We start from the raw sequence: 24,285 nt of genomic DNA on the forward strand, positions 1-24,285 counted from the left end.
CGGGTTACAGCGGCACATACGATGCATTAGCTCATGGAGCGACAGGCACAGCCCTAGGCATTGAAGGGGAGACGTTGGCAGGACTTTCTCTTGGCGCAAGCTTCACCAACGTACCTGGAGGTATAGCAAACTGGACCTTCATAGATGAAACAGGCAACTACAATGACGATGCGGGATCTGTACCTATCGTGATCGGTAAGGCAGCCACCACCATCACAGTCCAAAACTCTCTTGCTGACTGCGAGGGAGATAATGTTACTTTGACTGCGACTGTAAGCTCAAGTACTCAACTTGAAGTAAATGGAACTGGCGGTACAGTCACCTTCAAAAACGGTGGTACTACAATCGGAACTGTCAGTGCTTTATCTGTTACTGATGGGATATTCTCTAATTCCTTCTCCATTAGCTTACCGCTTGGTGCAGCCTATTCTATTACAGCTGAGTTTGTTCCGAACTCAGGAAATCTTACCGGTTCTCAAACTACTACAGCAGCTCAATTGACTATCTTACAGGCGTCTATTAGTTCAAGTATTGCTAAAAATGCAAATGGCAATGTGGTCATATTTGATGGAGCATCAAGTTCCTTAGGGTTGCCTTCCAGTACTACATTGACAGCAACTTATCAGCCTTCATCCTATTCTGGTGTATCTTACAAATGGTACTGGAAAAATGAAGGTGGTTCATTCTCTATAATTTCAGGAGCCAACAATTCAACTTACCAGGTTGTTGCAAATGGTGACTTTGTGAAAGAATACAAGGTAGAGTTGATTGTAAATGAACAGTGTGTGGGAAATGAAACCTTCACTAAGGTAATTTCAGTTGAAGCCTCTTGTGGCAAGGCAGGACAAGATAAAGTTCAGGTCTGCCATGTTTTGCCTAATGGTAAGAGAAACAACATATGTGTCAGTGCCAATGCGGTGAATGCCTTGCTTGCAGGAAGTCCAGGATCCTTTATCGGTAACTGTAACGTTGTTTACAGAATGGAAGAGGAGCCAGAATTGATCACCGTTCCTTGGAATACTCCAGTGGAAGTAATCAACGACAAAATTGTATCTCAGAGCGAAAACTGGTTTGAGCGTAAGAAAATCAAATTGACTATCAATGCTGAATCGTACAATCCACTTGCAGCAGGGTTCTATAGAATGAAAGTTGATGTGCAAGCGAACGAGTGGTTTGCTCTTGAAGAGCCAATTAATGTAAATGTACTCGTAGAGGGTAAGCCTCTGGCTTCGGATATTAAATTGAGTAACTCTATCCTACTTAGAAATATCCATAACGGTAGCGTAATAGGTGATCTGAACACTATTGATCCTGTTGATGATCAGCATACCTATTCCATTGCTGAACAAGCTGATTTTGCACTAGTAGGTAAGTCACTGGTATGGATGGGAACTGAAATTCCAGCAACAGCCAGAATAACAGTCTTTAGTACTGATAGAGCAGGGCAGACGATCGAAAGAGCAATTGAGCTGAGTCGTGAACCTAGATTCGGAGATTTCAATATGTTCCCTAATCCAGCAGATTCTGATGTGAATCTTGAAGTGGAATTAGACCAAAGCACCACGGTGGGAATCAGGATTTTTGATGCAGTTGGAAGATTAGTTTATGAGGAAGAAGGAGTTCAAAGTGGAAGCTCTACCTACCAAATAACTATTGATCACTTGAGTCCGGGACTTTATACTGTTCAGGTCCAAACTGGAAAGCTTGTTATGAACAAGAGATTGATTAAAAAGTAAAATATTAGTTCTAATACACCAAAGCCTCTCCTCGAAAACAGGAGAGGCTTTTTTCTGACAGATATTTTTATACAAGGAGGGCATCCTTGGAGATCATTTCGGGATGATATTCTTTTATGTTACCACACTTTATTTTGAGGCAGCAAATGAAGATGCTTATATAGCCGGGTATAGCAAAGATGGGAAGCACAGCAACCCTCAATTAGTATGGGGTTGCTGGTTGCTGAAAACGGCTGTCCATTGGACTATGAAGCTTTTCAAGGGTACAGGTTTCAAGGGCATACCATGTTGCCGGTGATTGGGCGATTTTAGGCAAAGTATCAGTAAGAGGATTTGAGCGTAGTAGCCGATGCCGTCCTCATGTCTAACAGCAAAATCGCTTTACTTCAGGAAAACGGCTATAGTTTTATTTTCGGCGGTCGGATAAAGAATGAGAGTGAAGCCCTGATGAAATCGAGCATGTCGAAGAACGACACACAGCCGGATGATTATTTACCTTGCGAGATTCCATCCCGTTTCCTTCGTCACGGGACAGGTTATGACCAATAAAAATCAATTATCCCGGACTATGCATTAGGATTCGTAACGAGGGTTCAAACTGGAAGAAAATCAGTCACTTTGGAGATCGAGTCGTAGCACCGCTACGGTGAGAGCGAAAAGTGAAGCATAGCGACTGATTTTGAGTCGGTTTGAAGCCGTAGTAGATTTGCTAATGCATAATGCGGGATTATAATATATCCCTCATGACCTACCATATATATTTTGATTTTCAAGGATCTTTACCATCTTGGGATTCTCATGCTAAACTTAACTTACTAATGTTTAAGAAGTTTATTCCGATTGCTGGGCTCATGCTCGTCTTTTTTCATGCTTTTGCCCAATCCCCTGCCCAACCCAACATTGTTTTTATACTGGTGGATGATCTGGGTTATCATGATCTGAGCGCAACGGGAAGTTCATTTTACGAGACACCAAATATCGATGCCATAGCCGCTAGGTCATATCAGTTTTCTCATGGGTATTCTGCTTCGCCTGTTTGCAGTCCTGCAAGAGCCAGTATTATGACAGGAGTCACACCTGCTATTCATTCTATCACAGATTGGATTGGAGCTCCTGAGGGTGAAGCATGGAGGGAATATGGGCGACATACCAAGCTCTTGCCTCCGAAATATGACCATGCGCTTAAAGCCTCTTATGTGACGCTTCCTGAGGCTCTGAGAGATGCTGGTTACGAGACTTTTTTCGCAGGGAAATGGCATTTGGGTGGAGAAGGTTCACATCCCCAAGATCATGGTTTTGATACTAATATTGGCGGTTATTCAGCTGGGAGTCCTAAGGGTGGATATTTTGCACCCTATGACAATCCCCAAATGGAACAAGGCCCAGATGGAGAGAATCTAAGTATGCGCTTGGCAAATGAGACGGCTAGTTTTATTTCCCAAGTTCATCGAAAGCCATTCTTTGCTATGTTGTCTTTTTATGCTGTGCATTCTCCTATACAGACTACGGAGGAAAAGTGGTCAAAATACAGAGCAAAGGCTGAAAAGAGGGGGATAGCAGATCATGGATTCGAAATGGAGAGAAGACTTCCGATCAGGCAGTATCAGGACAATCCAGTATATGCAGGGCTTGTAGAGGCGATGGATGATGCGGTAGGAGTGGTGACGGCAGCTCTGGAAAAGGCCGGCTTGGATGAAAATACCATTATCGTATTTACCTCAGATCATGGGGGAGTGGCCTCTGGGGATGCTTTTTCTACCTCTAATTTACCTCTAAGAGGTGGCAAAGGTTATCAGTGGGAAGGTGGACTTAGGGTTCCATACTTTATCAAAGTCCCAGGACAGAAAAAATCGATTACCCTGGATGTGCTTGCAAGTGGCATAGACTTTTATCCGACACTGTTGGAATTGGCGGGTCTGCAGATGCCTGAAGGTGTAAGTATTGAGGGCGTAAGTTTGGCTTCTGCTATGCACGATATGAAACTGGCTGATCGCTCGCTTTACTGGCATTACCCACACTATGGCAATCAGGGTGGAGATCCCAGTTCCATTGTTCGAGAGGGGGATTGGAAACTGATTTACTATTGGGAGGATAAGCAGGTGGAATTGTATAATCTGAAAAATGATCCAAGCGAACAGACTAATGTTGCTATTAGCAATCCCAAGGAGACTAAAAGGCTAACTTCTAAATTGTTAGAATGGTTAGCGGATACTCATGCTAATCAGCCTGCAGTCGATCCTGAGTACAATGAAAATTTGCATCTGGAAGTATTGGATAGATTTAGAAATGTACGGATGCCAGCTTTGGAAGCGGAACGTAAACAAATGCTTAGTCCAGGATGGACTCCTAATGCGGACTGGTGGGGAAGTAAAGTGACAAAGGATTAGCATCAAAGTGTATAAGTCACAGAAAGAGTTTATAAAGACTTAAATCAGGAGTCAATTTAGAAAAGTAAACTTTCACCAAGGACCGTTTGAATTTTTTTGCGCCTCGGATCGTGTTCCAAAGACCGACAAAGCAAAACAACCGAATTTGTGTGCCACACTGCTCATTGTAGCTGTGTTAAAACTACAAAAGCCATCCTGAGATGGCTTTTGTATTGCTTATGGAAGGTATATATCAGATCACGGATTCGAAGTAGGCAATAGTTTTAACCAAACCTTCTCGAAGTTGTACAGTGGGTTCCCAGTCCAGTTCTTTTTTCGCAAGGTCGATCACTGGCCTTCTCTGCATAGGATCGTCCTGAGGCAATGGCATAAAGATCATTTTACTCTTGCTATTGGTCAATTCAATGATCTGCTGGGCAAGTTCAAGCATAGTGAATTCACCCGGGTTTCCGATGTTTACCGGTCCGGTAAATCCATCACGACTGTTCATCAGTCTGTACATTCCTTCGATATTATCGTCCACATAGCAGAAAGAACGCGTTTGCATTCCATCTCCGTACATGGTGATGTCCTTTCCTTGTAGTGCTTGTACGATGAAATTACTTACTACCCGTCCATCGTTAGGATGCATTCTTGGTCCATAAGTATTGAAAATACGCATGACCTTGATCGCAACCTTGTGCTGACGGTAATAATCGAAAAAGAGCGTTTCAGCACATCTCTTTCCTTCATCGTAGCAAGCTCGTGGTCCAAGTGTGTTTACACTTCCCTTGTAGCTTTCCGGTTGGGGATGTACTTCCGGATCTCCGTAAATCTCTGAAGTACTAGCCTGAAGGATTTTGATTTTCAATCGCTTTGCCAGGCCCAGCATATTCATAGCACCTATCACAGATGTTTTGGTAGTCTGGACCGGATCAAACTGGTAATGCACAGGGGAAGCAGGACATGCCAGATTATAAATTTCATCTACCTCCACATAAAGTGGATGGGTGACATCGTGGCGGAGCAATTCAAAATTCTTATTGTCGAGCAGGTGGTGAATATTTCTCCTATTACCTGTGAAAAAATTATCTACGCAAAGAACCTCATTTCCTTCCTTTAGAAGGCGATCACAAAGGTGGCTACCAAGAAATCCGCCGCCACCACTTACTAATACTCGTTTCATTCAGTTTAAACAAAAGGGTTAAAAACACTGGTGGCCAAAAATAAGCAAATGTTTTTCAATACAAAGGAAAAGAAATCAGGGAATGGGATTTGGATGCTGCTTACACAAGATGCTTAATCACTTGAGCGGGATTTCCGCCGATCACCACATCTGATGGAAAATCTTTCGTCACTACAGCACCAGCGGCAATAACAGTTCGCTCACCAATGCTGACACCAGGGCAGATCACCGCTGAACCGCCGATCCATACATCATCCCCAATAGTGATAGGCTTGCCATATTCCCACATTTCACCCCGTGTTTGGTGATCTAAGGGGTGAGTGGCAGCATAAAACTGCACATTGGGAGCTACCATCACCCGGTTTCCCAAGGTCACTTTGCAGACATCGAGCACTACGCAATTGAAGTTGAAGAATACATCATCCCCAACTTCAATATTTGAGCCGTAATCGCAGTAAAATGGAGGTTCCACCCAGAAATTTGCACCGGCTTTCCCGAAGATTTTTCTCACCAGCGAAACCCTTAACTCACTATCCTCAGGATCTGAATCATTTAGGGTTTTTACCAGTTTTCGGGCTTTCAAGCGCTCTGCTGCCAATTCAGGATCGCTGGCTTGGTAGAATTCGCCAGCAAGCATTTTTTCCTTTTCGGTCATTTATTTTGACTGTAAATCAGGGCTGCTTCCACACCCCGGATTTCCGCAAGGCCTTTCAATCTTCCGATGGCAGAGTAGCCAGGATTCGTCTTTTTCTTCAAATCATCCAACATCAAATGCCCATGATCCGGTCGCATGGGTAGGCTTTTGCCTCGCTTCTGCTGAACTTGTATGAGTTCATCAATCACCGCAACCATTGGTACATTTCCATCCAAATGATTGTCTTCAAAGAAATTGCCTTTTTCATCTCTTCTTGTACTACGCAAATGGATGAAGTGAATGTGATCACCGAACTCCTTGACCATAGCTGGAAGATCATTATCTGCTCTCACTCCAAAAGAACCAGTACAAAACGTTAGTCCATTATAAGGGCTAGGTTGATCCCTAAGGATCCTTCTAGCATCTTCTGCTGTACTCATGATACGAGGAAGCCCGAACAATGAAAACGGAGGATCGTCTGGATGGATAGCTACACTCACGCCATTTTCTTCAGCCACTGGTACGATTGCGTCCAGAAATAGCCTGAGGTGCTCGGCAAGTTTGGCGGCATCGATTCCATCATAGGTGGCCAGCATGGTTTTGAATTCTTCTAAGGTATAGCCTATCTCAGAACCAGGAAGTCCTTTCAGCATATTATCGAAGATCATTTTATACTTGGCAGGACTGAGAGCTTCATAGTAAGCTTTGACTTCAGCATATTCTTCCTTAGAATATTCAGCTTCCGCACCTGCTCTTTTTAGGATAAAAAGGTCGAATGCCTGAACAGCTTTCTTCTCATACAGTAGGGCTTTTGCTCCGTTGGGAAGCTCGTACTCTAGGTCTGTTCGGGTCCAGTCGAGTATAGGCATGAAGTTGTAGCATACCGTATAGATACCTTCTGAGGCAAGATTTCGAATGGTTTCTTTATAGTTTTCGATTACCTCTAGGTAGTTTCCCGAGCGTGTTTTTATTACTTCATGCACGGGAACGGACTCTACTACCGACCAAGTCAAGCCAGCAGCTTCGATGATATTTTTTCGTTCTTTAATTTCTTCCCGTGACCAGGTTTCTCCATTGGGAATATGGTGAAGAGCTGTTACGATTCCTGTTGCTCCTGACTGGAGTATATCTCTTAGACTAACGGGGTCATTTGGGCCATACCAGCGCATGGTTTGCTCCATTTTATAGGTCATAGTATTTTGAGTTTAATATTAACCAATTTGAAATTTGAGATTTCAAATATTAAATTTTTTACACTCCGGAATAGGCTCCAAACCCACCATCTACAGCGACGATAGTTCCTGTCACAAATTCTGAGGCATCAGCGCATAGCCAATGTAGCGCACCATTTAGATCTTCAGGTTTTCCAAATCTATCCATTGGAGTGTGGCTGATTATCTGATTTCCCCTTTGGGTAAGGCTTCCGTCAGCTTCGGTAAGAAGTGCTCTGTTTTGCTCGGTGAGGAAAAATCCTGGCGCTAGGGCATTGACTCTAAAGCCAGGGCCGTGTTTGGAGCAAAGCTCCACAGCTAAGAATTTGGTGAGATTGTCGATTGCAGCTTTGGCTGAGGCGTAGCCCATCACACGGGTCATAGGCCTTGATGCCGCCATTGAGCTGATGTTTATGATATTTCCTTTGCCATTTTTTAGCATAAGCGGAAAAAGAATCTTGGAAGGAATGGCTGTTCCCAAATAGTTCAGATCCATGACTTTCCGTAAGGCATCCAGTTCTAAGTCCTTTAAAGTTTTGTCAGGAGTGATGACCGCCCCAGGCATATTTCCACCTGCGGCATTAATCAGAATATCGATGTAGCCATGCTCTTTTTCTATTTCTGTACAGGCATCTTGGACGCTGTCCTCATCAGTGATATCACAGATATAACCAAACACTTTTCCTCCGGCATCTTTTATTTGCTTTACCAAACCTTCCACCTTCACAGGTGTGCGTCCCAGGATCAAGACTTCTGCACCTTCTTTAGCAAGGTATAAACTCATGGAACTACCCAATACTCCGGTGGCTCCTGAAAAGGCTATTTTTTTCCTTTCAAGGGAGAATAGTGATTTACTCATAATTAAACCTGAATGTTTTTTGGACTAAAGTCGAAATATTGTTTTGCATTGTGGTAGCAGATATCAGAAATGATACCTCCCAGCCACTTTTCATCCCAAGGAAGTTCGCCATTGGCTACATCTTGTCCAAATAGATTGCAAAGAACACGGCGGAAATATTCATGGCGTGGAAAGGAAAGGAAGCTGCGGGAATCTGTCAACATTCCTATAAAACAACTAACCAGACCCATATTAGACAGTGTGTTGATCTGTTTCTCCATCCCATCTTTTTGATCCAAATACCACCAGCCTGAACCAAATTGGATTTTGCCTTTTACAGATCCGTCATTGTAGTTGCCGATCATTGTAGCAAAAACCTCATTGTCCCGAGGATTGAGGTTGTAGATTACAGTTTTAGTAAGTTGATCATCTGAGTTTAACTCATTGAAAAAACCAGCCATAGCCGTCGCCTGATCAAAATCACCTATAGAATCATAACCTGTATCTGGCCCTAGAATTCTGAGAGAGCGTTCATTGGTGTTTCTGAGAGCCCCAAGGTGAAATTGCTGCACCCATCCTTTGGCATGGTACATTTTGCAAAGTGCCAGGACAGTGGTGTACTTAAAGAAATTCACTTCTTGTGTTGAAGGTGTTTTTCCTGCCAGTACTTTTGCGAAAATAGAGTCTATGGAATACTCACCTTTGCCAAAAAAGTACAATTGCTCCAGTCCATGATCAGCTAGTCTGCAGCCACGCTGGTGGAAGTATTCTATTCGTTTGCTCATTGCTTCCAAAAGTGTCTCGTATGAGCTGATTTCAAAGCCTGCACTTTCCCCAAGATTTGAAATATAAGCTTTGTATGTGGAGGGGTTTTCTACGGCGTAGGATTTATCAGGTCGGAATGCAGGATACATGCCGAGCTCTTTGCCCTTTTTATGAAAAGAAACATGCTGATCCAAGGAATCTACGGGATCATCTGTGGAGCATACTACTTCCACTTTCATTTGTGCCAAAAGACCCTGAGTAGAGTAAGATTCTTGCTCCAAGACAGTGTTGCAATGCTTGTAAACTTCAGCGGCATTTGCATCGGAAAGCAACTCGTCGAAACCAAAATATCTTTTCAGCTCCAGATGGGACCAGTGGTATAGGGGGTTTCGAAGTGTATAGGGCAAGGTTTTCGCCCAGCTGGTAAATTTCTCTTCGTCCGAACCATCTCCGGTTATAAATTTCTCATCGATACCAAAGGTTCGCATCGCTCTCCATTTGTAATGGTCACCTGCAAGCCAGATTTTGGAGATGTTTTCAAATTTTTTATTTGCGTTGATTTCAGCAGGGGGAAGATGATTGTGATAATCAATGATGGGTAAGTCCTTAGCATACTGATGATAAAGCGTTTTGGCAAAATCATTTTGCAAAAGAAAATCGTCTGATAGGAATGACGATTTCGTTGTTGAATAGGGCATTGGTTATTTAGGCTAAATTTCTACAACATTTTATTATTCTAAAAATACCCTGAATCAGCTTCATTTGTGGAATAAAATGCGGAAACGATTTCGAAATTATGTAGGTGGTATAGGCTTAATACGCACAATGATTTGTAAATTGTTGGCAACAATTAACCCAGTTTACACTTAAGTATCATGGCTTCAGGAATTAGTTTAAAAGAGTTGGCCGCAGAATTAAAGCTCGCGCCTTCCACCGTATCTAGAGCTTTAAATGATAGTTACGAAATCTCAGATGCGACAAAGAAAAAGGTGATCAGCATGGCTGAGAAGCTGAATTATCATGCTAATCCATTTGCACGGAGTTTGCGCGAAAATAAGAGCAAAACTATCGCTGTAATCATCCCTGAGCGGATAAACAGCTTTTTTGCGCAAGTAATGGATGGGATAGAAGAAGTAGCTCAAGATCAGGGCTACCATCTCTTAATTTACAATACGCATGAGGACATAGAGCGGGAGCGCAAAATCGTGAATTTGCTCCTAAATGGAAGAGCTGATGCCATCGTCATGTCGGTTACCAGCCAAACAAGTGATATTTCGCATTTGCAAAAATTACATGATCGGGGGCTGCCTGTTGTATTTTTTGATAGGATAAGGTCGGAAATCCCAACAACCAAATTCATCACGAATGATTACGAAAGTGCTTATGAAGGCACTAAGCATCTGATCCAGCAAGGATGCAAAAAAATCGCATTGCTTACGCTTGGTAAAGATTTATCGATTAGCGAACACAGGCAACGTGGCTATAATGATGCTATCAAAAGTGAAGGATGGGAATTGGATCCGGCTATGACACTTTATTGCTCTCATGATGAAGAGTGTAATGTGAAATTGGTAGAGGAATTGCTGATGTCACCAAACAGACCCGATGGGGTATTGGCATCCGCCGAGAAATTGGCATTTGCTACGTATCATGCTGTAAAAAGGACCAAATTGAGGATGCCCTCTGACTTGAAATTGATTAGTTTTTCCAATTCATCGATTGCAGGCCTGCTGAACCCATCACTTACGACGATCACTCAGCCGACGTTGGCAATTGGAAATGAATGTGCCAAATTGCTAATCAAGAAATTGACCAAACCGAAGCACAATGAGCTGCTAGATCAGGTGATCACTATTCCTTCTAAGATGACAATCAGAGAATCGACTTTGGGAGAATAGCCTATTCATAGAATAGCCTTTGCATTAGTGGTAAACAAAATAAAAAAGAGCTGTTCCGAATATCGGAACAGCTCTTTTTTATTTTTTAGTTCAGTAATTAACCTAGTATCCTGGGTTTTGTGGGAAGGCACTGGCATTGCCCTCTGCCCGGTCAATCTGATTTTGTGGAATTGGTCGCAGCGTGTGAAAATCTTGAATATTTGGAGCTCCTTGTGGGTTGTAAGCTTTCACCCGCTCAACAAGAATTCCCCATCTTATTAGATCCAACCATCTAGTTTGCTCACCAATAAGTTCTCTCGCTCTTTCTTCAGTAATGAATTCGAAAGTCAATTCAGATTCAGAGATTTCCATATCGGCTTCCTTGCCAGGAAATGCAGCTCTTCTCCTTACCACATTGATATTCTCAGTAGCTAAATCGATTTTTCCTTGTCTAAATTGAGCCTCAGCAAGTAACAAGTAAGTGTCTGCAAGACGCATGGCAATGTAGTCTCTACCACCTGCAAATTGCGTACGATCTGCACGTCCTGGATCCTTTTGCTTCTTCATAGGAGGGAACAATCTTTCGGTGTAGAGCTCTGGAGTCAGGACCTGATAAGGATATTTTGCTCTTTCAGCCTCAGTCATATTATACCCTGGAAGCCATATAGTGGTATCTCCCCTAGCATAAGTCACAGAAGCTTTTGATTTATCGAAAGTGGTATTATAAGTACCAGGTTTGTTAGATAAGAAATGATCTACATAGGTGTTTTTGTACCGTGAGTCATTTACCCGATCAGCAAAGATAGTATTCAGTGTATAATCAGTGGATCTAAAGCGTTTATATGGCCGCCCATTCTCTACATCTCGTTGCATACCTGGCTGCACGTCATATTCCATCAAGAAAAATACGTGCGCGTTGTTACCTCCACCTGTTGTAAGTGGATCATAGGTATACTGAGTTGACCAGATTACTTCATTATTGATTTCATTGCCAAAACCGTGAACATCTCCGAAATCAGGAAGTAGGGAGAATCCGTAATTGTCAATGACGCTTTTTAATAAAGTCTCTGCCTTTCCGTAGTCTGCTGCTTCGCCAGCCTCAGAAGTACCTTTGGTAAGATATACTCTTCCTAATAAATGCTCTGCCGCAGGACGAGTTGCTCTACCGTAATCACTTGATTTAGCCTTTGCCTCCAAATTTGGAATAGCTTCCTGCAAATCTTTAATTATTGCTGCATAAATAGCGGCTACTGGAGTTCTTGTAACTTCTTTTGTAGGACCGGTTGTTTCAGATAGCTGTAAATCAATTGCTCCAAATAATTGCACCATAATAAAGTAATGGTGAGCACGGATAAATTTGGCTTCAGAAATTCTTTGCAAAACCACTGCTTCAGAGACCCCCGTAACATTTGCGGATCTGTCTATTACCGCATTGCAAGTATTTATTCCTTGATAGAATTGATCCCAAAGTTCACGAACATGTCCATTTTGGGAATCGAACTGATTCGTGTACGTATTCATGAATTTCCAAGAACCATCTGCACCATTGGTAAAGAGATCTGTTCCAAAAGTAGTGAAATTATTACCTCGCTCTGTGCCATACCAGGTTCTCATAGTACTGTAAGCGGCATTAACGCCATCATTAAGGCCTTTAGGAGTATTGAGGTAATTATTGCCGATTTGAGAAACTACTTCCTCCTCAAGAAATCCGCTGCAGGATACCATTGCTGATACACCTAGTAGAAGGGCTGTTGATTTAGCCCATAAGTTCATTTTTATTGCTAATTTTTTCATTGCTGATTAGAATTTTGCATTAATACCAAATGTGAAAGAAGTAACTGCAGGTGAAACATTAGAATTGACAATTCCGCCACCTACACCTTGCTCTCCATCTATGAAGACTTCTGGATCTATACCCTTATGTTCTGATCTGTAATTAGCAAAAATAAAGGGCTGCTGAATACTGGTGTAAATTCTCAAGCTCGTAAATCCAATTTTCTTAACTGCTTCTGGTGTGAAATTGTACCCAAAGTTGATGTTTCTAACCTTAAGAAAGGTTCCGTCAAAGTACTGCATAGAACTAGCATATTTAGCGCTCTCTTGGTTTACATTAGGTCTTGGATAAGCATTCGTAGGATTGGTTGTTGTCCAGTAATCTATATCCAAGTTGTTATATCTACCAGCCAAAGAGTTGTTGCTAGTGTGGAACTGAGATCTAAGCATGGATCCAAATCTACCATATAGGAAGAAGGACAAATCGAATCCTTTGTAGCTAAATCTGTTAGTGAATCCCAACGCAAAATCAGCTACAGCAGATCCTAAGAATTGTCTATCTTCAGCATTGATTTTACCATCACCATTGAAATCTTCAATTTTGATTTCACCAGGTACACTCCCAAAAGATTTTGCCTCATCAAGTTCACTTGTTTGCCAAATTCCAATTTTCTTCAAGTCATAGAAAATAGTCAAAGGCTGTCCAATAAATCTTCCTGCTGAGATATCATCACCATTCGGTAGGGAAATAATTTCCTCCGTGTTTTTAGTGAAAATCAAATCAGAAGTCCATGTGAAATCACCTTTCTCCATATTCAATGTAGATAGTGTCAATTCAATACCACGGTTTTGAGTCTCACCAATGTTGGTCGTAAATCCTCCAAATCCAATTGAATTAGGAAGAGGCTGTGGTGCAAGTAGATCTGATGTATTTGTAATGTAGTATTCTACGGAACCGAATACTCTGCTATTCCATAGTGCAAAGTCTAAACCTGCATTGAATGTGGTAGAAGTCTCCCAACGTAAATCAGGGTTACCAATCGTATTTGGTCTGTATCCAAATGCTGCAGAATTATCAAAAGCATAGCTAGTTCTACCCAGTAATGCCTGAGTCTGGTATGGATTAATTGCTTGGTTACCTATGGATCCATAGGAAACTCTAAACTTCAATTGATCTACAGTTGAAGAATTTTGCAAAAAGCTTTCGGAATGAACATTCCATCCCACAGCTACAGAAGGGAAGTAACCAAATCGATTGTTCTCACCAAATCTGGAGCTACCATCAGCTCTCAGGGTAGCAGTTAACAAATACTTATTTTTGAAATCATAATTGATTCTTCCCATGAATGACATTAATGCCCATTCTCTCAAGTTAGTGTTGGCACCTGTTATTTGAGAAGCATCTCCTAATCTATGGTAAAACTGCGACTCGGCAGGAATACCAGATACACTTACTGCCGTTTGCTCGTAGCGATCTTGCTGAATGGACTGAAGTGCAGTAATATTAAGATTATGAATTTCTTTGAAAGTTTTATTATAAGATAAGATATTCTCTAACGTAAAGTTAAATGAGAATTCGTCATTTACGCTACCTGTAGCATCACCACCACGTCTTGAATTGGTTTGAGATCCTGTAAACCTTCCATTTCTGCTAATTGTGATATCTGGACCAAAAACCATTCTATAGTTAAGGCCAGGTAAGATGTCATACTGAGCAAAAATACTATTGAAAATTCTATAGTTTTTTGTCAGATCTTCTTGGGCTCCTTCTACGATTTCAGCAAAAGGGTTGGTTCTCAAGCCATCAGAAGTAGGCAAGAAGATGATATTTCCATCTTCATCAAATGGCTTACCCAAAGGGTTTTCTGCTAAAGCTCCACCCAGAGGATTGAAGTTTGCTCCATTTCTCTCACTAAATGAAACTAGAGTAGATGTTCCAAATTTGATCTTTTTATTAATTTGATGATCAAGGTTTGCTCTAAATGTATAACGAGTATAATCCTGCTTTTTGATTACGCCTTTATCATTGAAGTAGTTAGCTGATACGAAGAATGTGGTTTTGTCAGATCCACCACTTACACCAACTTGATGACTTTGTATCGCGCCATTTCTTAATAAACCGCCTACATAATCAGTACTTCTGCCTAAGGCTATTCCCTCAAGTTCAACGGGCTCAAAAAGTGATTCATCTGCTGCTGGAGTTGCCGGTCCTTCAGGATATTCTCCACTTGCACGTCTAGACTCTCTTTTATATTCAGCGAATTCTGGTCCATTGAATACATCAATTCTTCCAAGTTCTCTATTCAAACCATAATATGAATCAACTGAAACGATTGTCTTGCCTTTGGTACCTCTTTTGGTAGTAATCAATACTACCCCATTAGATCCTCTAGAACCATAAATTGCAGTTGCAGAGGCATCCTTCAATACTTCCATAGAAGTGATATCCTGTGGATTGATATCGTTTAGTCCACCTACTACTGGAATACCATCAATAACATAAAGTGGTTCGTTGGATGCATTAAATGATCTTCTACCTCTGATTCGGACTTGAGGAGCAGATCCTGGCTTTGATCCAGGTTGTGTGACATCAACACCTGCTGCACGTCCTTGGAGTGCTTGTCTGGCGTCAGTGATGGGAAGTTCGGAGATTTCCTTGGATCCTACTGAGGAAATTGCACCGGTTAATTGACTCTTTTTGGCAGTACCGTATCCGATGACAACTACTTCTTCTAGGTCTGAGAGATCAGGAGTAAGGTTAACATCAAGGACGGTTTGATTTCCGACTACTTTTTCTATTGGATTGTATCCAATAAAAGAGAAAACCAGAGTTCCGTTAGCTGGAGTTGAAATGGAATACTTTCCATCCAAATCTGTGGTGGTACCAGTGGTGGTACCTTTGACCAGGATAGTGGCACCTGGTAAGGGCTGGCCTGTTTCGTCATAGACTGATCCTGTTACCTGTACTTGCTGAGCCCAGCTGTATGAGACAGTGAGCAACAGAAAGAACACCACCCGGAGGCAAGTGTAAAATTTTGCGTGCATAGTAAAATGGGTTTGTTATTAAATATAATTTACCATCAAAACGAATTGAAAACCAATCTTTCTATATAATAGCAGACAGAGTCCAATGTAATGATGAGGTCAAGTTAACTTGTTTAACCCCTAATTTCAACAGGATAAACGGTGGAGTTACGCAATCGATTGCGTTAATTTTGCACAAGTGAACATTCTTGCTACAATTCACTAGTAATTCTTCTTAGCGTAGTTCGTAGTGGATATAGTACACAGCTAAATAAAGGGCATTGAAAAATATTTCTTTTGACTTATGAGTAAAAAAAACACCTGCTCAATTTGTAAGCAGGTGTAGTATAGTGGTGGATGGTTTTTATATAAATTATACTTTTGGCGGTTCCCAGCCTTTTTCATATGATCTAGTCCAGAGAGCAGAAGCTTTCTTGGAATTTTTGATATGACCGTTGCTTGGATCGCAGATCAGACTTTCGCCAGTCCTGTAGCTGATATTTGCCAAATGACATAATAGGGTACTTACTGCCCCCTCTTCTATATTGGAATTTTGCTTTTCCAATCCTCGTATTGCATTAAAGAAGTTAACCACATGGGTAGTACTCATATCACCTCCGCCTCCAAGTGCAGTACCGGCTTCATTACTTGATGACATGCTGTTTTTAACTTCTTTGCCTGCTCTGTCAAATTGCTTGTAGCCACCACGATCAACATAGACTGATCCTTCGGTGCCGTAAATGATGGTCCCACGGTCTGTGCCATAGGTTTTGTAGCTATTTCTGCTTTTCCCATCCCACTGAATTACGGAACCGTTTCCGAATTTGAATGTAGCATCCATTGTATCATACATTACCCAGCCATCGTCTGCAAAGTGCCTTTTGTCTGCTGTTACCTGTACCTCACTTGGATAGTCCACCTGTAGGGCCCAGCGTGCCACATCCAATTCGTGAGTTGCGTTATTTCCAGTTTCTGCAGTACCATATTCCCATCCATACCAGTGCCAGTTGTAATCCCAGGTGTCATGGGTGTAGGCTCTTCTTGGTGCCGGTCCTTGGAACATCTCCCAGTCCAATCCTGTAGGGGCCGGAGCGGCAACTGGATTTGGTACAGCTCCACGGTTATTGCTGTAAAAGGCCTTTGCCATAAATGCCTTGCCTATTGCACCATTATGAATGGCTGTAATAATTTCACGGCTTTCGGGAGCAGAGCGCTGCTGATTCCCCATTTGCACTACTTTATTGTACTTCTTTTGCAAAGCAATCAGCAACTCGCCTTCGTGAGGGTTATGCGAACATGGTTTTTCTACATAGACATGTTTACCTCTATCCAAAGCCAGCCAAGTTCCCGGAGCATGCCAGTGATCAGGCGTTGCGATGATGATGGTGTCAAGATCTTTGTCATCCATCACTTTCATCACATTCTGCTCTAGTTTGGGAGCATAGTCTATATACTTCTCAAAATTCTTCGCAGCCTTTGGCATCTGAGACTCCATGGCATCGCAGAGATACAGGAGGTTAACATTGCTGGATTTCAGACTAATTGGTTCGTAATAAGCACCAAGACGTCTTCCCAGTCCTGCAATGGCAACATTTAATCGTTCGTTTGCTCCGACAATCCTTCCGTAAGATTGTGCAGAAAAAGCAGCTGAACCCAAAGCAGAAAAACCTAATGTGGCAGCAGTTGATTTTTTGATAAAGTCTCTTCTGTTGTTATTTTTCATGTGATTATAATTTGTTTTTCAATGGTCATAACCTGTCCCGTGATGAAGGAAACGGGATAGCCTGTCCCGTCCGCCGCGGCGGCTCGGGAGAATCTCACATAGTTGATAATCATCCCTCTCTGTGACGCTTTCGTCATGCTCGATTTCTTCTGTTTTTGGGCTTGGCCCAAAAGAACCAAAAAGCCAAGTCGCAGCAAAGCTTCCGCCCACAGACCAGCCGCCTGGCCCGCTGCTGCGACAGCCCAACGCGCCCTAACAACAAGCATATCTGCTGTTGCGGTGTATGCTGGGATATAATCATCCCCCTGTGTGTCGTCCGCTCGTCATGGGTATTTCATATGATTATAATTTTTTTTTCAATGGTCATAACCTGTCCCGTGACGAAGGAAACGGGATGGAATCTTGCATATTTGATAATCAGCCCTCTGTGTGAGGCTTGAGTCATGCTCGATTTCATGGTTGATCTTGGGTAGTTATTTTAACGTCTTGATTTTGATGTTTTTGAAACTTACTTCATTGCCATGATCCTGAAGAAGAATATGGCCTTCTGGAGCTTCACCGAAATTGTCCCATTTCGCATACTTACTGATAGCTACCAAATCTCGGAATTCCTGAGATCCACGTACATATTCTAGGACTTTTACTCCATTTAAGTAATGCGATACCTTGTTGTCTGGTGTTACCACCACTCTGCCTTTGTTCCATTCTCCTATTGGGTGGATGAATCTGGCATTTTTATCAGCCTTGATCAGGTCATAAAGTGAAGCGAGCGTACGGTTTCCTTCTATTCCCATTTTGGCATCTGGATGCTTTTCGTCGTCTAGTATTTGATATTCCAAACCAATTGCCGAACCTTTATTACCCTCAGACAGGGTAACGAAATACTTCAGTCCGCTATTTGCACCTTCTGAAAGTTTGAATTCGAAGGCCAGATCAAATGCGGAATAAAGCTCTTTGGATACGATATCACCTGCATTTGTTGACTCGCCACCGTCAGATGCTGCTATAGTCAAAATGCCATCATTGACAGACCAGCCTGACTCCGGGAATGTTTCCTTGTAAGCACCTTTCCATCCGTCTGAATTCTGACCGTTGAAGAGTAGTTTCCAGCCATTGTTTTTTTCGTATTCTGTCAGTGAGTTCAGGCTATTGTTAACAACGAAAACATCCTTGTTAAATGATTTAGGCTCAAGATTTTCTGTTTGGATCTTTACATTTTTAAATGAAGTTTTTCTTCCTGCGTCTTCCGGCTTCCGAATACTATGCACTTGCAAGCCGATGAAACCTGTTTTGTCCATATCATCGACTACATAGGCCACTTCCTGACCGTTTACCCATGTTTTGATTTCATTGCCGATTGCTTCTATTCTGTAATGATTGAATTCTCCCATCTTAAAAGCAGATCCTGCTTCAGGATTAAGGTCGAGTGGATATAACCAGCCTCTCCTTGCTTCATCATATAGCCCACCGGACCAAGCTCTTTCAGAAGGGTCTGCTTCTATTTGATAGCCATATACTAGGCCTTTACCATCTCTGGCAGCTGGGTCAAACTGGCCGCGTACCATCACCCCGGAATTGCTGGAAAGATGTTCGATTTTAAGATCAAGTTCCATAATATAATCTCCGTAAGTCTCCTCAGTGATCAAGAATGTATTTGGTGATCCTGCTACGGCTGATCCTACTATGGTGCCATCGACTACTTCAAATGTGGCTGTACCTGCTACAGGTTTCCATCCACTGAGGTCTTTACCATTAAATAAATTTGTCCAGCCATCTTCTGCCTTTTGCTGAGATGAACAGCTTAGTAATGTGATCGAAGTGATCAGAACCGCGAATAGATTACGGGTGTATTTCATAGTTTTGAGGTATTATTGTTCAATAAAATTCAAGATTTAGCGCCATTGCAGCAAACGCAATTCTGTTAAGTTACGCAATCGTTTGCGAGTTTATCCCTAAAATACGCAAGAATAGCACTGCCTGCAGGATGTGCAGAAAAGAATCCGTCGATCTTTATTACTTTTGCGCATGCTTGATTTTAACCTCAAAGGAAAAGTTTTTATTACCTGTAAGGATCGCTCGGTTTCTTACTTGGAAAAGGAAGTTCGTGAACTTGGTTTCGTACCTGAGTCTGTCTCACGGACGGGTATAGAATTGAGAGCCACGATGGAGGAGTGCATGGATCTTAACCTCCATTTACGTACAGCCTCGCAAGTGCTCTATGAAATCAAGTCTTTTTACCTGAGAAATGCAGACGATATCTACCGGAGATTCAAGGCTATCCCTTGGGAAGATTACTTGGATGTGGATGGGTATTTCTCGGTCAACTCCGTGGCAGAGAACGAAAGTATCACCACGCCCTTGATCGTAAATGTAAAGGTCAAAGATGCCATCGTTGATCGCTTTCGGGAACTGAAAGGAAGAAGACCCGATTCTGGATCTGATTTCAATGGTTTGGTTTTTCAGGTTTATTGGAAAGAAACCCAATGCATAGTTTACATCAATACCTCTGGTGATACACTTGCCAAGCATGGCTACCGGAAGATTCCGGGCAAAGCTCCAATGATGGAGGCTTTGGCAGCAGCGACGATTTATGCTACAGAGTGGAATACTCGAGTTCCTTTCATCAATCCTATGTGTGGCTCGGGTACGCTGGCGATTGAAGCGGCTCTGATGGCCACTAAGCGTTACCCTGGACTTTATAGAGACCATTATTCCTTCCAGCATATTTTGGGGTATGACGAGCAGGCTTTCTTGGCGAAGAAGAAGAAGCTAGAAAGCAAAATTATGGAGCTGCCTGATCTTAAGATTACTGCTTCAGATATTTCCCTTCAGGCCATTTCTTTCGCTCAGGAAAATGCAATTACGGCTGGAGTGGATCATATGATAGAATTCCAGGTCTGTGATTTTGCGGAGACAGAAATCCCAGAAAAGCCCCGTGGCGTGATCATGTTCAACCCGGAATATGGCGAAAGGCTAGGGGAGAATGAGGAATTGGAAAGTACCTACAAGAGAATGGGGGACTTCCTGAAGCAGAAATGTGCAGGATACAGAGGATATATCTTTACTGGAAATCTTGAGTTAGCTAAAAAGATCGGCTTAAAAGCGAATCGTAGAATAGAGTTTTGGAATGGTACGATTGATTGCCGTTTATTGAAGTACGACTTGTACGAAGGGAAAAAGGAGGAATAGATTCAGAAAGCTAAAGTCAGAAGTCTGAAATTTTCAAACTTCTGATTTTAGGTTTTATAATTCTATTGGTGTTCGTCTCTCAAGAGATCATTCACTGTTTTCACTGGATTGAAAGTTATCAGTGGGACTTCCACAAAGATAGTATTCCAACCTGCCATAGAGCCATTCCATAGTCCTGGTAATTCCAGCGCTTTGAGGTCTTTGCCACTTTTTGATTTCTCAGTGATAAATCCTGTCATCATATCACGGTACTTGAGCAAATCAAATGACTCACCTTTAAAGTTTCTGGTAGCGCAAACCAAATCAACTGGATTGAAGTGGGTGGATGCATTGAAATGTTCTTTTGATGCAGGATTATTCAAATCTATCTGGGCAGTTTCCAAGATCTGAAGCGATTGAGAACCATCATCTTCTTGTACCCAAAAAGGGCCACCACCAGGTTCTCCGGTATTTTTCACCATTCCACAAACTCTTAGTGGGCGGTTGAGTTTCATTTTTAAAAAAGCTCCTTTTGCTTCTATAGACAGCGAAGAGAAATTCTCTGGGAGTTTTGCTCCTAAATCATTTGTTGCTACCTCCTCAGCCTTTGCTACAGTGGTTTCATTCTCCTCCTTCTCCAAATCCCTTAGAGCCCTGAATACTTTTTCTTTTGTTTCCAAAAGTAAGCCTCCAATTGCCATTTTGTAATTCTTAGTATCAGGCTTCAAACGATCAGGAACCACATTGTCCACGTTTTTGATAAAGATCAGATCGGCAGATACATCATTCAGGTTTTCCAGCAAGGCCCCATGACCAGCAGGTCGGAACAGGATGCTTTCGTCTTCTTCGGTAAATGGGGTGTTATCAGTATTTACTGCTATGGTGTCTGTAGATTTCTTCTGCTGAGAATAGCTAATCTCGAATTCAACCCCAAACTCTTGCTCTATTGCAGGCAGTATCTTTTCTATTTCTTTTTTGAATTTATCGGTATGCTCAGGGGAAACCGTGAAATGTATTTTCACGAGAGATCCAGTGCCCACCGCATATTGCACCCCTTCGATCAGGTGCTCATAGGCAGGCGTTCTGCGCCCGTCTTTATAGCGGTGAAACTTCAGTAATCCCTTAGGCAAGTTGCCGTAGCCCAGTCCCTCATCCAAGAGTAATGCTGCCAAAATACTTTTATAATCCTTGCTGTCCAGAGCTTGATAGATGCTGCTTCCCTGACTTTCCAATACTTCATCCAGATCCTCGTAAAAGGCGAATTTCTCAATATTGTTCATGAATTTCTGCACAAAAGCTGATTTGCTGATGTCTCCATCACCTTCCAGAAAAGCAAATAGATCTTTGAACATCCGAGATGCCGCCCCACTGGCAGGCACAAATTTCAATACTTCTAAATTGGCGGCCTTTTCAGGATAAGTCAATAAGAAATGCCGTAACTCCTTATCGCTTAGAACTTTTATCCCATCCCCTGGTGTAGCAGGAGCAGTGATAGTTAGAAAAGGAAATCCATTGGTAAAGTGGTCAATTTGTTGACTTACGGTGTCCGGGTCCATGCCCTGAGACAAAATTTGATCTTTTAAGCTAGTATCCATAAGGTATTGGGTTCAGTGTAAAAGTGCAAGATAATAGGGTTTGTGCCTTTCCTCAAAGGTAGAAAGTACAATTTTTTGAATTGTTTTTCAAATACAAGGAATTGCGGATTAGGAGAATTTCTTCAATCGAAAGCTGATTTTTTGGTGAGGTTTCTTTTGGGCTAAAATAGAAAGCCCTTCCTGGGAAACTTGAAGAATCCGCGCATAGCCGCCTGTGACCTGAGCATCTTTCATGAGGATAATTAATTTGCCTCCGGATGTCAGCTGTACGGTACCCGGAAAGACGGGTGCAGTGGGCATTTCCGGCAAAGAATTTGGAAGCAACTCTGTCATTTGGATTGCCATTCTATTTTTGAGATCAGCTACCGTAAAATCCATTGATTCAATGAGCTCCTGACTTTTTACATCTACTAATTCCCATTCAGGCCCATAATAGACATCTATGATCTTTTTTTGCGCCCAACTGAATTCCCATTTCACTTTTGAAGCAGTGTTTATAGGAAGTTCTTGAGTCGTAAAATAAGGGATTTGATCTCCTTTTTTAGCAAAGTCATTCGAGGTTATTCCAGCATACCAACTTCTGGAATCCATGATTTTTTGGGATTGAAAGCCATCTTTGATCCCCAAATAAAGTACAGAACCCTGGTGAAAAACACCAATTTCCAGCTGATCATTTTCCCGTATTTTTAGTATTCCATGGCTTGCAATCGCTTTTCCGTTGAGATGGATAGCAGCATTTGCTCCAGCTAGGCAAATTAGCGTCGGTGCATCGGCTATGATGCTTAATCCAGGCTGACATATCTCTAGCACTGCATCAGATTCTTTGTTTTTCAATAAGTGATTTACCCACATAAATGATCGCACATCTAGGGCACCTGAAAGTGGAACGCCATAGTGAGCAAATCCCATTCTTGCACCAGCTTGAATAGAAGTTCCCGGGCCTGTTTTTAGGATTTTCAAATAGCCAATATCCCGGATCATTTGGATTTTGGATTTTGTGGATGCTTTTTCAAATGCTCAAACTCCTGATTTGAAATCGGGATGAATTCTATCCGTTCGCCTGCTGAGGCAAAAATAGGATTGGCTTGTCTCGGATCAAAAAGTGAAATAGGAGTTTGCCCTATCAAATGCCAGCCACCTGGGCTAACCGATGGATAAATGCCAGTTTGGGATCCGCCAATCGCAACAGAACCGGCTGGAACCACACGATCGGGCACACTTTTCCTTGCAGTATGTAATGTTTCATTGAGCCCATTCAAATACATAAAACCAGGTAAAAACCCATAGAAATGAATCCGGTAAAGAGGTTGTGAATGCATTGTGATTAGTTCTTTTTGGCTTATCTTTTTATGAGTTGCTAAAGCTTCCAGATCCCGACCTGTCTCCAGCGAATAGCACACTGGGATTTGCCAGATCTTTTCTGGAAGAGGTTTTAAATCTGCTGCCGCCTTGAAGTAGCTCATCCAATTTTCTATTTCTCCTGCTACTAAGTGACTTGAAAGTATCAGAGCAAGGGTCTTGAAACCCATTCGTAGCTCGACAATTCCTGAGCTAAAGTCCTTCTCAAGGTTAGATTTGAAGCCTAATTGCTGCTGTAGCAGCTCATCAGTGATAGGTAAATCCCATTCAAATTCACAAATCAGCGGAGTGATTTGCCTGAAAATAGGTTTCATGTCCAGAATCTTTTTCGGATGAAAGGTAAAAAGTAAGCTATTCCGGGATTGTCGCCATGGAAACAAATAGTGTCGGCCTTTATTTGAAGTTTTTTCCCGGAATCAGAAAGTAAATAATTATTCTCCAGCAAGGTTTTCAGATGCGGAGTAATCTCACTTTCTGAAATCATGTGTGATCCAAATACTGACCTAGGCACCAGTTGGTAATCATCCAAATACCTTCGATCTCCAAAAACTTCGGTTCTGTTTTTCAATCCTTTCTGGCGAATATACTTTTCCAGTTGAGAATGTGGAGGAGCAAATATAGGAGTGTTGTGAAAGTGGCAGGCAATAAAATCAGTGAGTCTGTCTGCCATCTCTGAATTCGCCACAGCATCATTATAAAGTGCTCCATGGAATTTGATGTGATCCATGGGCAGTCCTGCTTTTTCAGCCAGTTGCTCAAATTTCAGGATTTGGATCAAAATTGACTTTATGAGATCCTTGTCCGATAGCTTCATTGTCTTCCTGCCAAAATTCTTCTGATCTGGATAGGAGGGGTGAGCACCGGCTTTTTTCTTGTATTTCAAAGCCAGGTTTAAGCTTTCGTTTATCGAGTTTTCATTCCCAAAGTGGCCTCCGCATGCGATGCTGGCAGTATCGATGTGAGGAAAGATTTGTACTTCGTTTGGCATGCCTTCACCTAAATCACAGTTTATTTCTGGCAGTTTCTTCAT

The 24,285-nt window shown here is 42.1% G+C and carries 20 protein-coding genes; 5 read left to right on the forward strand and 15 right to left on the reverse strand.

Going from position 1 to position 24,285, the window contains the following annotated elements; genetic code table 11:
• The 3 genes from U3A58_RS01670 to U3A58_RS01680 all read left to right on the forward strand — a co-directional run.
• A partial coding sequence (locus U3A58_RS01670) for a T9SS type A sorting domain-containing protein (RefSeq protein ID WP_323821643.1) occupies positions 1 to 1,736 on the forward strand: 1,736 nt, incomplete at its 5' end.
• A gap of 360 nt (positions 1,737 to 2,096) precedes the next feature.
• The gene (locus tag U3A58_RS01675) at positions 2,097 to 2,285 is read left to right on the forward strand and encodes a hypothetical protein (protein ID WP_323821644.1); all 189 of its coding nucleotides are present in this window, start codon (positions 2,097 to 2,099) and stop codon (positions 2,283 to 2,285) included.
• 269 nt (positions 2,286 to 2,554) lie between these two features.
• Entirely contained in the window at positions 2,555 to 4,123 is a 1,569-nt protein-coding gene (locus U3A58_RS01680) for a sulfatase (RefSeq protein WP_323821645.1), read from the forward strand.
• Positions 4,124 to 4,355: 232 nt separating this feature from the next.
• Here U3A58_RS01680 and U3A58_RS01685 read toward each other — a convergent pair whose 3' ends face one another.
• The 5 genes from U3A58_RS01685 to uxaC all read right to left on the reverse strand — a co-directional run bounded on the left by U3A58_RS01685 (position 4,356) and on the right by uxaC (position 9,434).
• Positions 4,356 to 5,288 carry a UDP-glucuronic acid decarboxylase family protein gene (locus tag U3A58_RS01685; RefSeq protein WP_323821646.1) on the reverse strand — a complete coding sequence of 311 codons (933 nt, stop codon included), beginning with the start codon at positions 5,286 to 5,288 and terminating at the stop codon, positions 4,356 to 4,358.
• A 100-nt stretch (positions 5,289 to 5,388) separates the two neighbouring features.
• Positions 5,389 to 5,943 (reverse strand): sugar O-acetyltransferase, encoded by a 555-nt coding sequence (locus tag U3A58_RS01690; protein ID WP_323821647.1) that lies wholly within the window; start codon positions 5,941 to 5,943, stop codon positions 5,389 to 5,391.
• Positions 5,940 to 7,115, reverse strand: a complete 1,176-nt coding sequence (gene uxuA, locus U3A58_RS01695; RefSeq protein ID WP_323821648.1) for a mannonate dehydratase — start codon at positions 7,113 to 7,115, stop codon at positions 5,940 to 5,942. The genes U3A58_RS01690 and uxuA overlap by 4 nt, the downstream gene beginning before the upstream one ends.
• Before the next feature lie 58 nt (positions 7,116 to 7,173).
• Positions 7,174 to 7,992 carry an SDR family oxidoreductase gene (locus U3A58_RS01700; RefSeq protein ID WP_323821649.1) on the reverse strand — a complete coding sequence of 273 codons (819 nt, stop codon included), beginning with the start codon at positions 7,990 to 7,992 and terminating at the stop codon, positions 7,174 to 7,176.
• A 2-nt stretch (positions 7,993 to 7,994) separates the two neighbouring features.
• The gene (uxaC, locus tag U3A58_RS01705) at positions 7,995 to 9,434 is read right to left on the reverse strand and encodes a glucuronate isomerase (protein ID WP_323821650.1); all 1,440 of its coding nucleotides are present in this window, start codon (positions 9,432 to 9,434) and stop codon (positions 7,995 to 7,997) included.
• A gap of 177 nt (positions 9,435 to 9,611) precedes the next feature.
• On the opposite strand from uxaC, the gene U3A58_RS01710 reads away from it, so the two are divergent.
• Complete coding sequence (locus tag U3A58_RS01710; RefSeq protein ID WP_323821651.1) at positions 9,612 to 10,634, forward strand: LacI family DNA-binding transcriptional regulator; 1,023 nt, start codon at positions 9,612 to 9,614, stop codon at positions 10,632 to 10,634.
• A gap of 102 nt (positions 10,635 to 10,736) precedes the next feature.
• On the opposite strand, the gene U3A58_RS01715 is transcribed toward U3A58_RS01710, so the two are convergent.
• The 6 genes from U3A58_RS01715 to U3A58_RS01740 all read right to left on the reverse strand — a co-directional run bounded on the left by U3A58_RS01715 (position 10,737) and on the right by U3A58_RS01740 (position 18,989).
• Positions 10,737 to 12,407, reverse strand: a complete 1,671-nt coding sequence (locus U3A58_RS01715; RefSeq protein ID WP_323821652.1) for a RagB/SusD family nutrient uptake outer membrane protein — start codon at positions 12,405 to 12,407, stop codon at positions 10,737 to 10,739.
• A gap of 6 nt (positions 12,408 to 12,413) precedes the next feature.
• Positions 12,414 to 15,431: a SusC/RagA family TonB-linked outer membrane protein gene (locus tag U3A58_RS01720; RefSeq protein ID WP_323821653.1), complete on the reverse strand. Its 3,018-nt coding sequence runs from the start codon at positions 15,429 to 15,431 to the stop codon at positions 12,414 to 12,416.
• 352 nt (positions 15,432 to 15,783) lie between these two features.
• A complete protein-coding gene (locus U3A58_RS01725; protein WP_323821654.1) occupies positions 15,784 to 17,133 on the reverse strand; it encodes a Gfo/Idh/MocA family protein in 1,350 nt (449 codons plus the stop codon).
• The gene (locus U3A58_RS01730; protein WP_323821655.1) at positions 17,130 to 17,399 is read right to left on the reverse strand and encodes a hypothetical protein; all 270 of its coding nucleotides are present in this window, start codon (positions 17,397 to 17,399) and stop codon (positions 17,130 to 17,132) included. Before U3A58_RS01730 ends, U3A58_RS01725 begins: the two co-directional genes overlap by 4 nt.
• 68 nt (positions 17,400 to 17,467) lie before the next feature.
• Positions 17,468 to 17,590 (reverse strand): hypothetical protein, encoded by a 123-nt coding sequence (locus U3A58_RS01735; RefSeq protein ID WP_323821656.1) that lies wholly within the window; start codon positions 17,588 to 17,590, stop codon positions 17,468 to 17,470.
• A gap of 16 nt (positions 17,591 to 17,606) precedes the next feature.
• Positions 17,607 to 18,989, reverse strand: coding sequence for a 3-keto-disaccharide hydrolase (locus U3A58_RS01740; protein WP_323821657.1), 1,383 nt, complete (start codon positions 18,987 to 18,989; stop codon positions 17,607 to 17,609).
• Between the two features lie 169 nt (positions 18,990 to 19,158).
• On the opposite strand from U3A58_RS01740, the gene U3A58_RS01745 reads away from it, so the two are divergent.
• A complete protein-coding gene (locus U3A58_RS01745) occupies positions 19,159 to 20,322 on the forward strand; it encodes a THUMP domain-containing class I SAM-dependent RNA methyltransferase (protein ID WP_323821658.1) in 1,164 nt (387 codons plus the stop codon).
• 62 nt (positions 20,323 to 20,384) lie between these two features.
• Here the strand turns inward: U3A58_RS01745 and U3A58_RS01750 are convergent, their stop codons facing one another.
• The 4 genes from U3A58_RS01750 to U3A58_RS01765 all read right to left on the reverse strand — a co-directional run bounded on the left by U3A58_RS01750 (position 20,385) and on the right by U3A58_RS01765 (position 24,285).
• Positions 20,385 to 21,896 carry a DUF4301 family protein gene (locus tag U3A58_RS01750; protein ID WP_323821659.1) on the reverse strand — a complete coding sequence of 504 codons (1,512 nt, stop codon included), beginning with the start codon at positions 21,894 to 21,896 and terminating at the stop codon, positions 20,385 to 20,387.
• A 108-nt stretch (positions 21,897 to 22,004) separates the two neighbouring features.
• The gene (locus tag U3A58_RS01755) at positions 22,005 to 22,877 is read right to left on the reverse strand and encodes a 5-oxoprolinase subunit C family protein (protein WP_323821660.1); all 873 of its coding nucleotides are present in this window, start codon (positions 22,875 to 22,877) and stop codon (positions 22,005 to 22,007) included.
• Complete coding sequence (gene pxpB / locus U3A58_RS01760; RefSeq protein ID WP_323821661.1) at positions 22,874 to 23,569, reverse strand: 5-oxoprolinase subunit PxpB; 696 nt, start codon at positions 23,567 to 23,569, stop codon at positions 22,874 to 22,876. The genes U3A58_RS01755 and pxpB overlap by 4 nt, the downstream gene beginning before the upstream one ends.
• A complete protein-coding gene (locus tag U3A58_RS01765) occupies positions 23,566 to 24,285 on the reverse strand; it encodes a LamB/YcsF family protein (RefSeq protein WP_323821662.1) in 720 nt (239 codons plus the stop codon). The genes pxpB and U3A58_RS01765 overlap by 4 nt, the downstream gene beginning before the upstream one ends.

Origin of the sequence: Algoriphagus persicinus (assembly GCF_035156415.1) — a bacterium.
In the GTDB taxonomy this organism is placed as follows: Bacteria; Bacteroidota; Bacteroidia; order Cytophagales; family Cyclobacteriaceae; genus Algoriphagus; species Algoriphagus persicinus.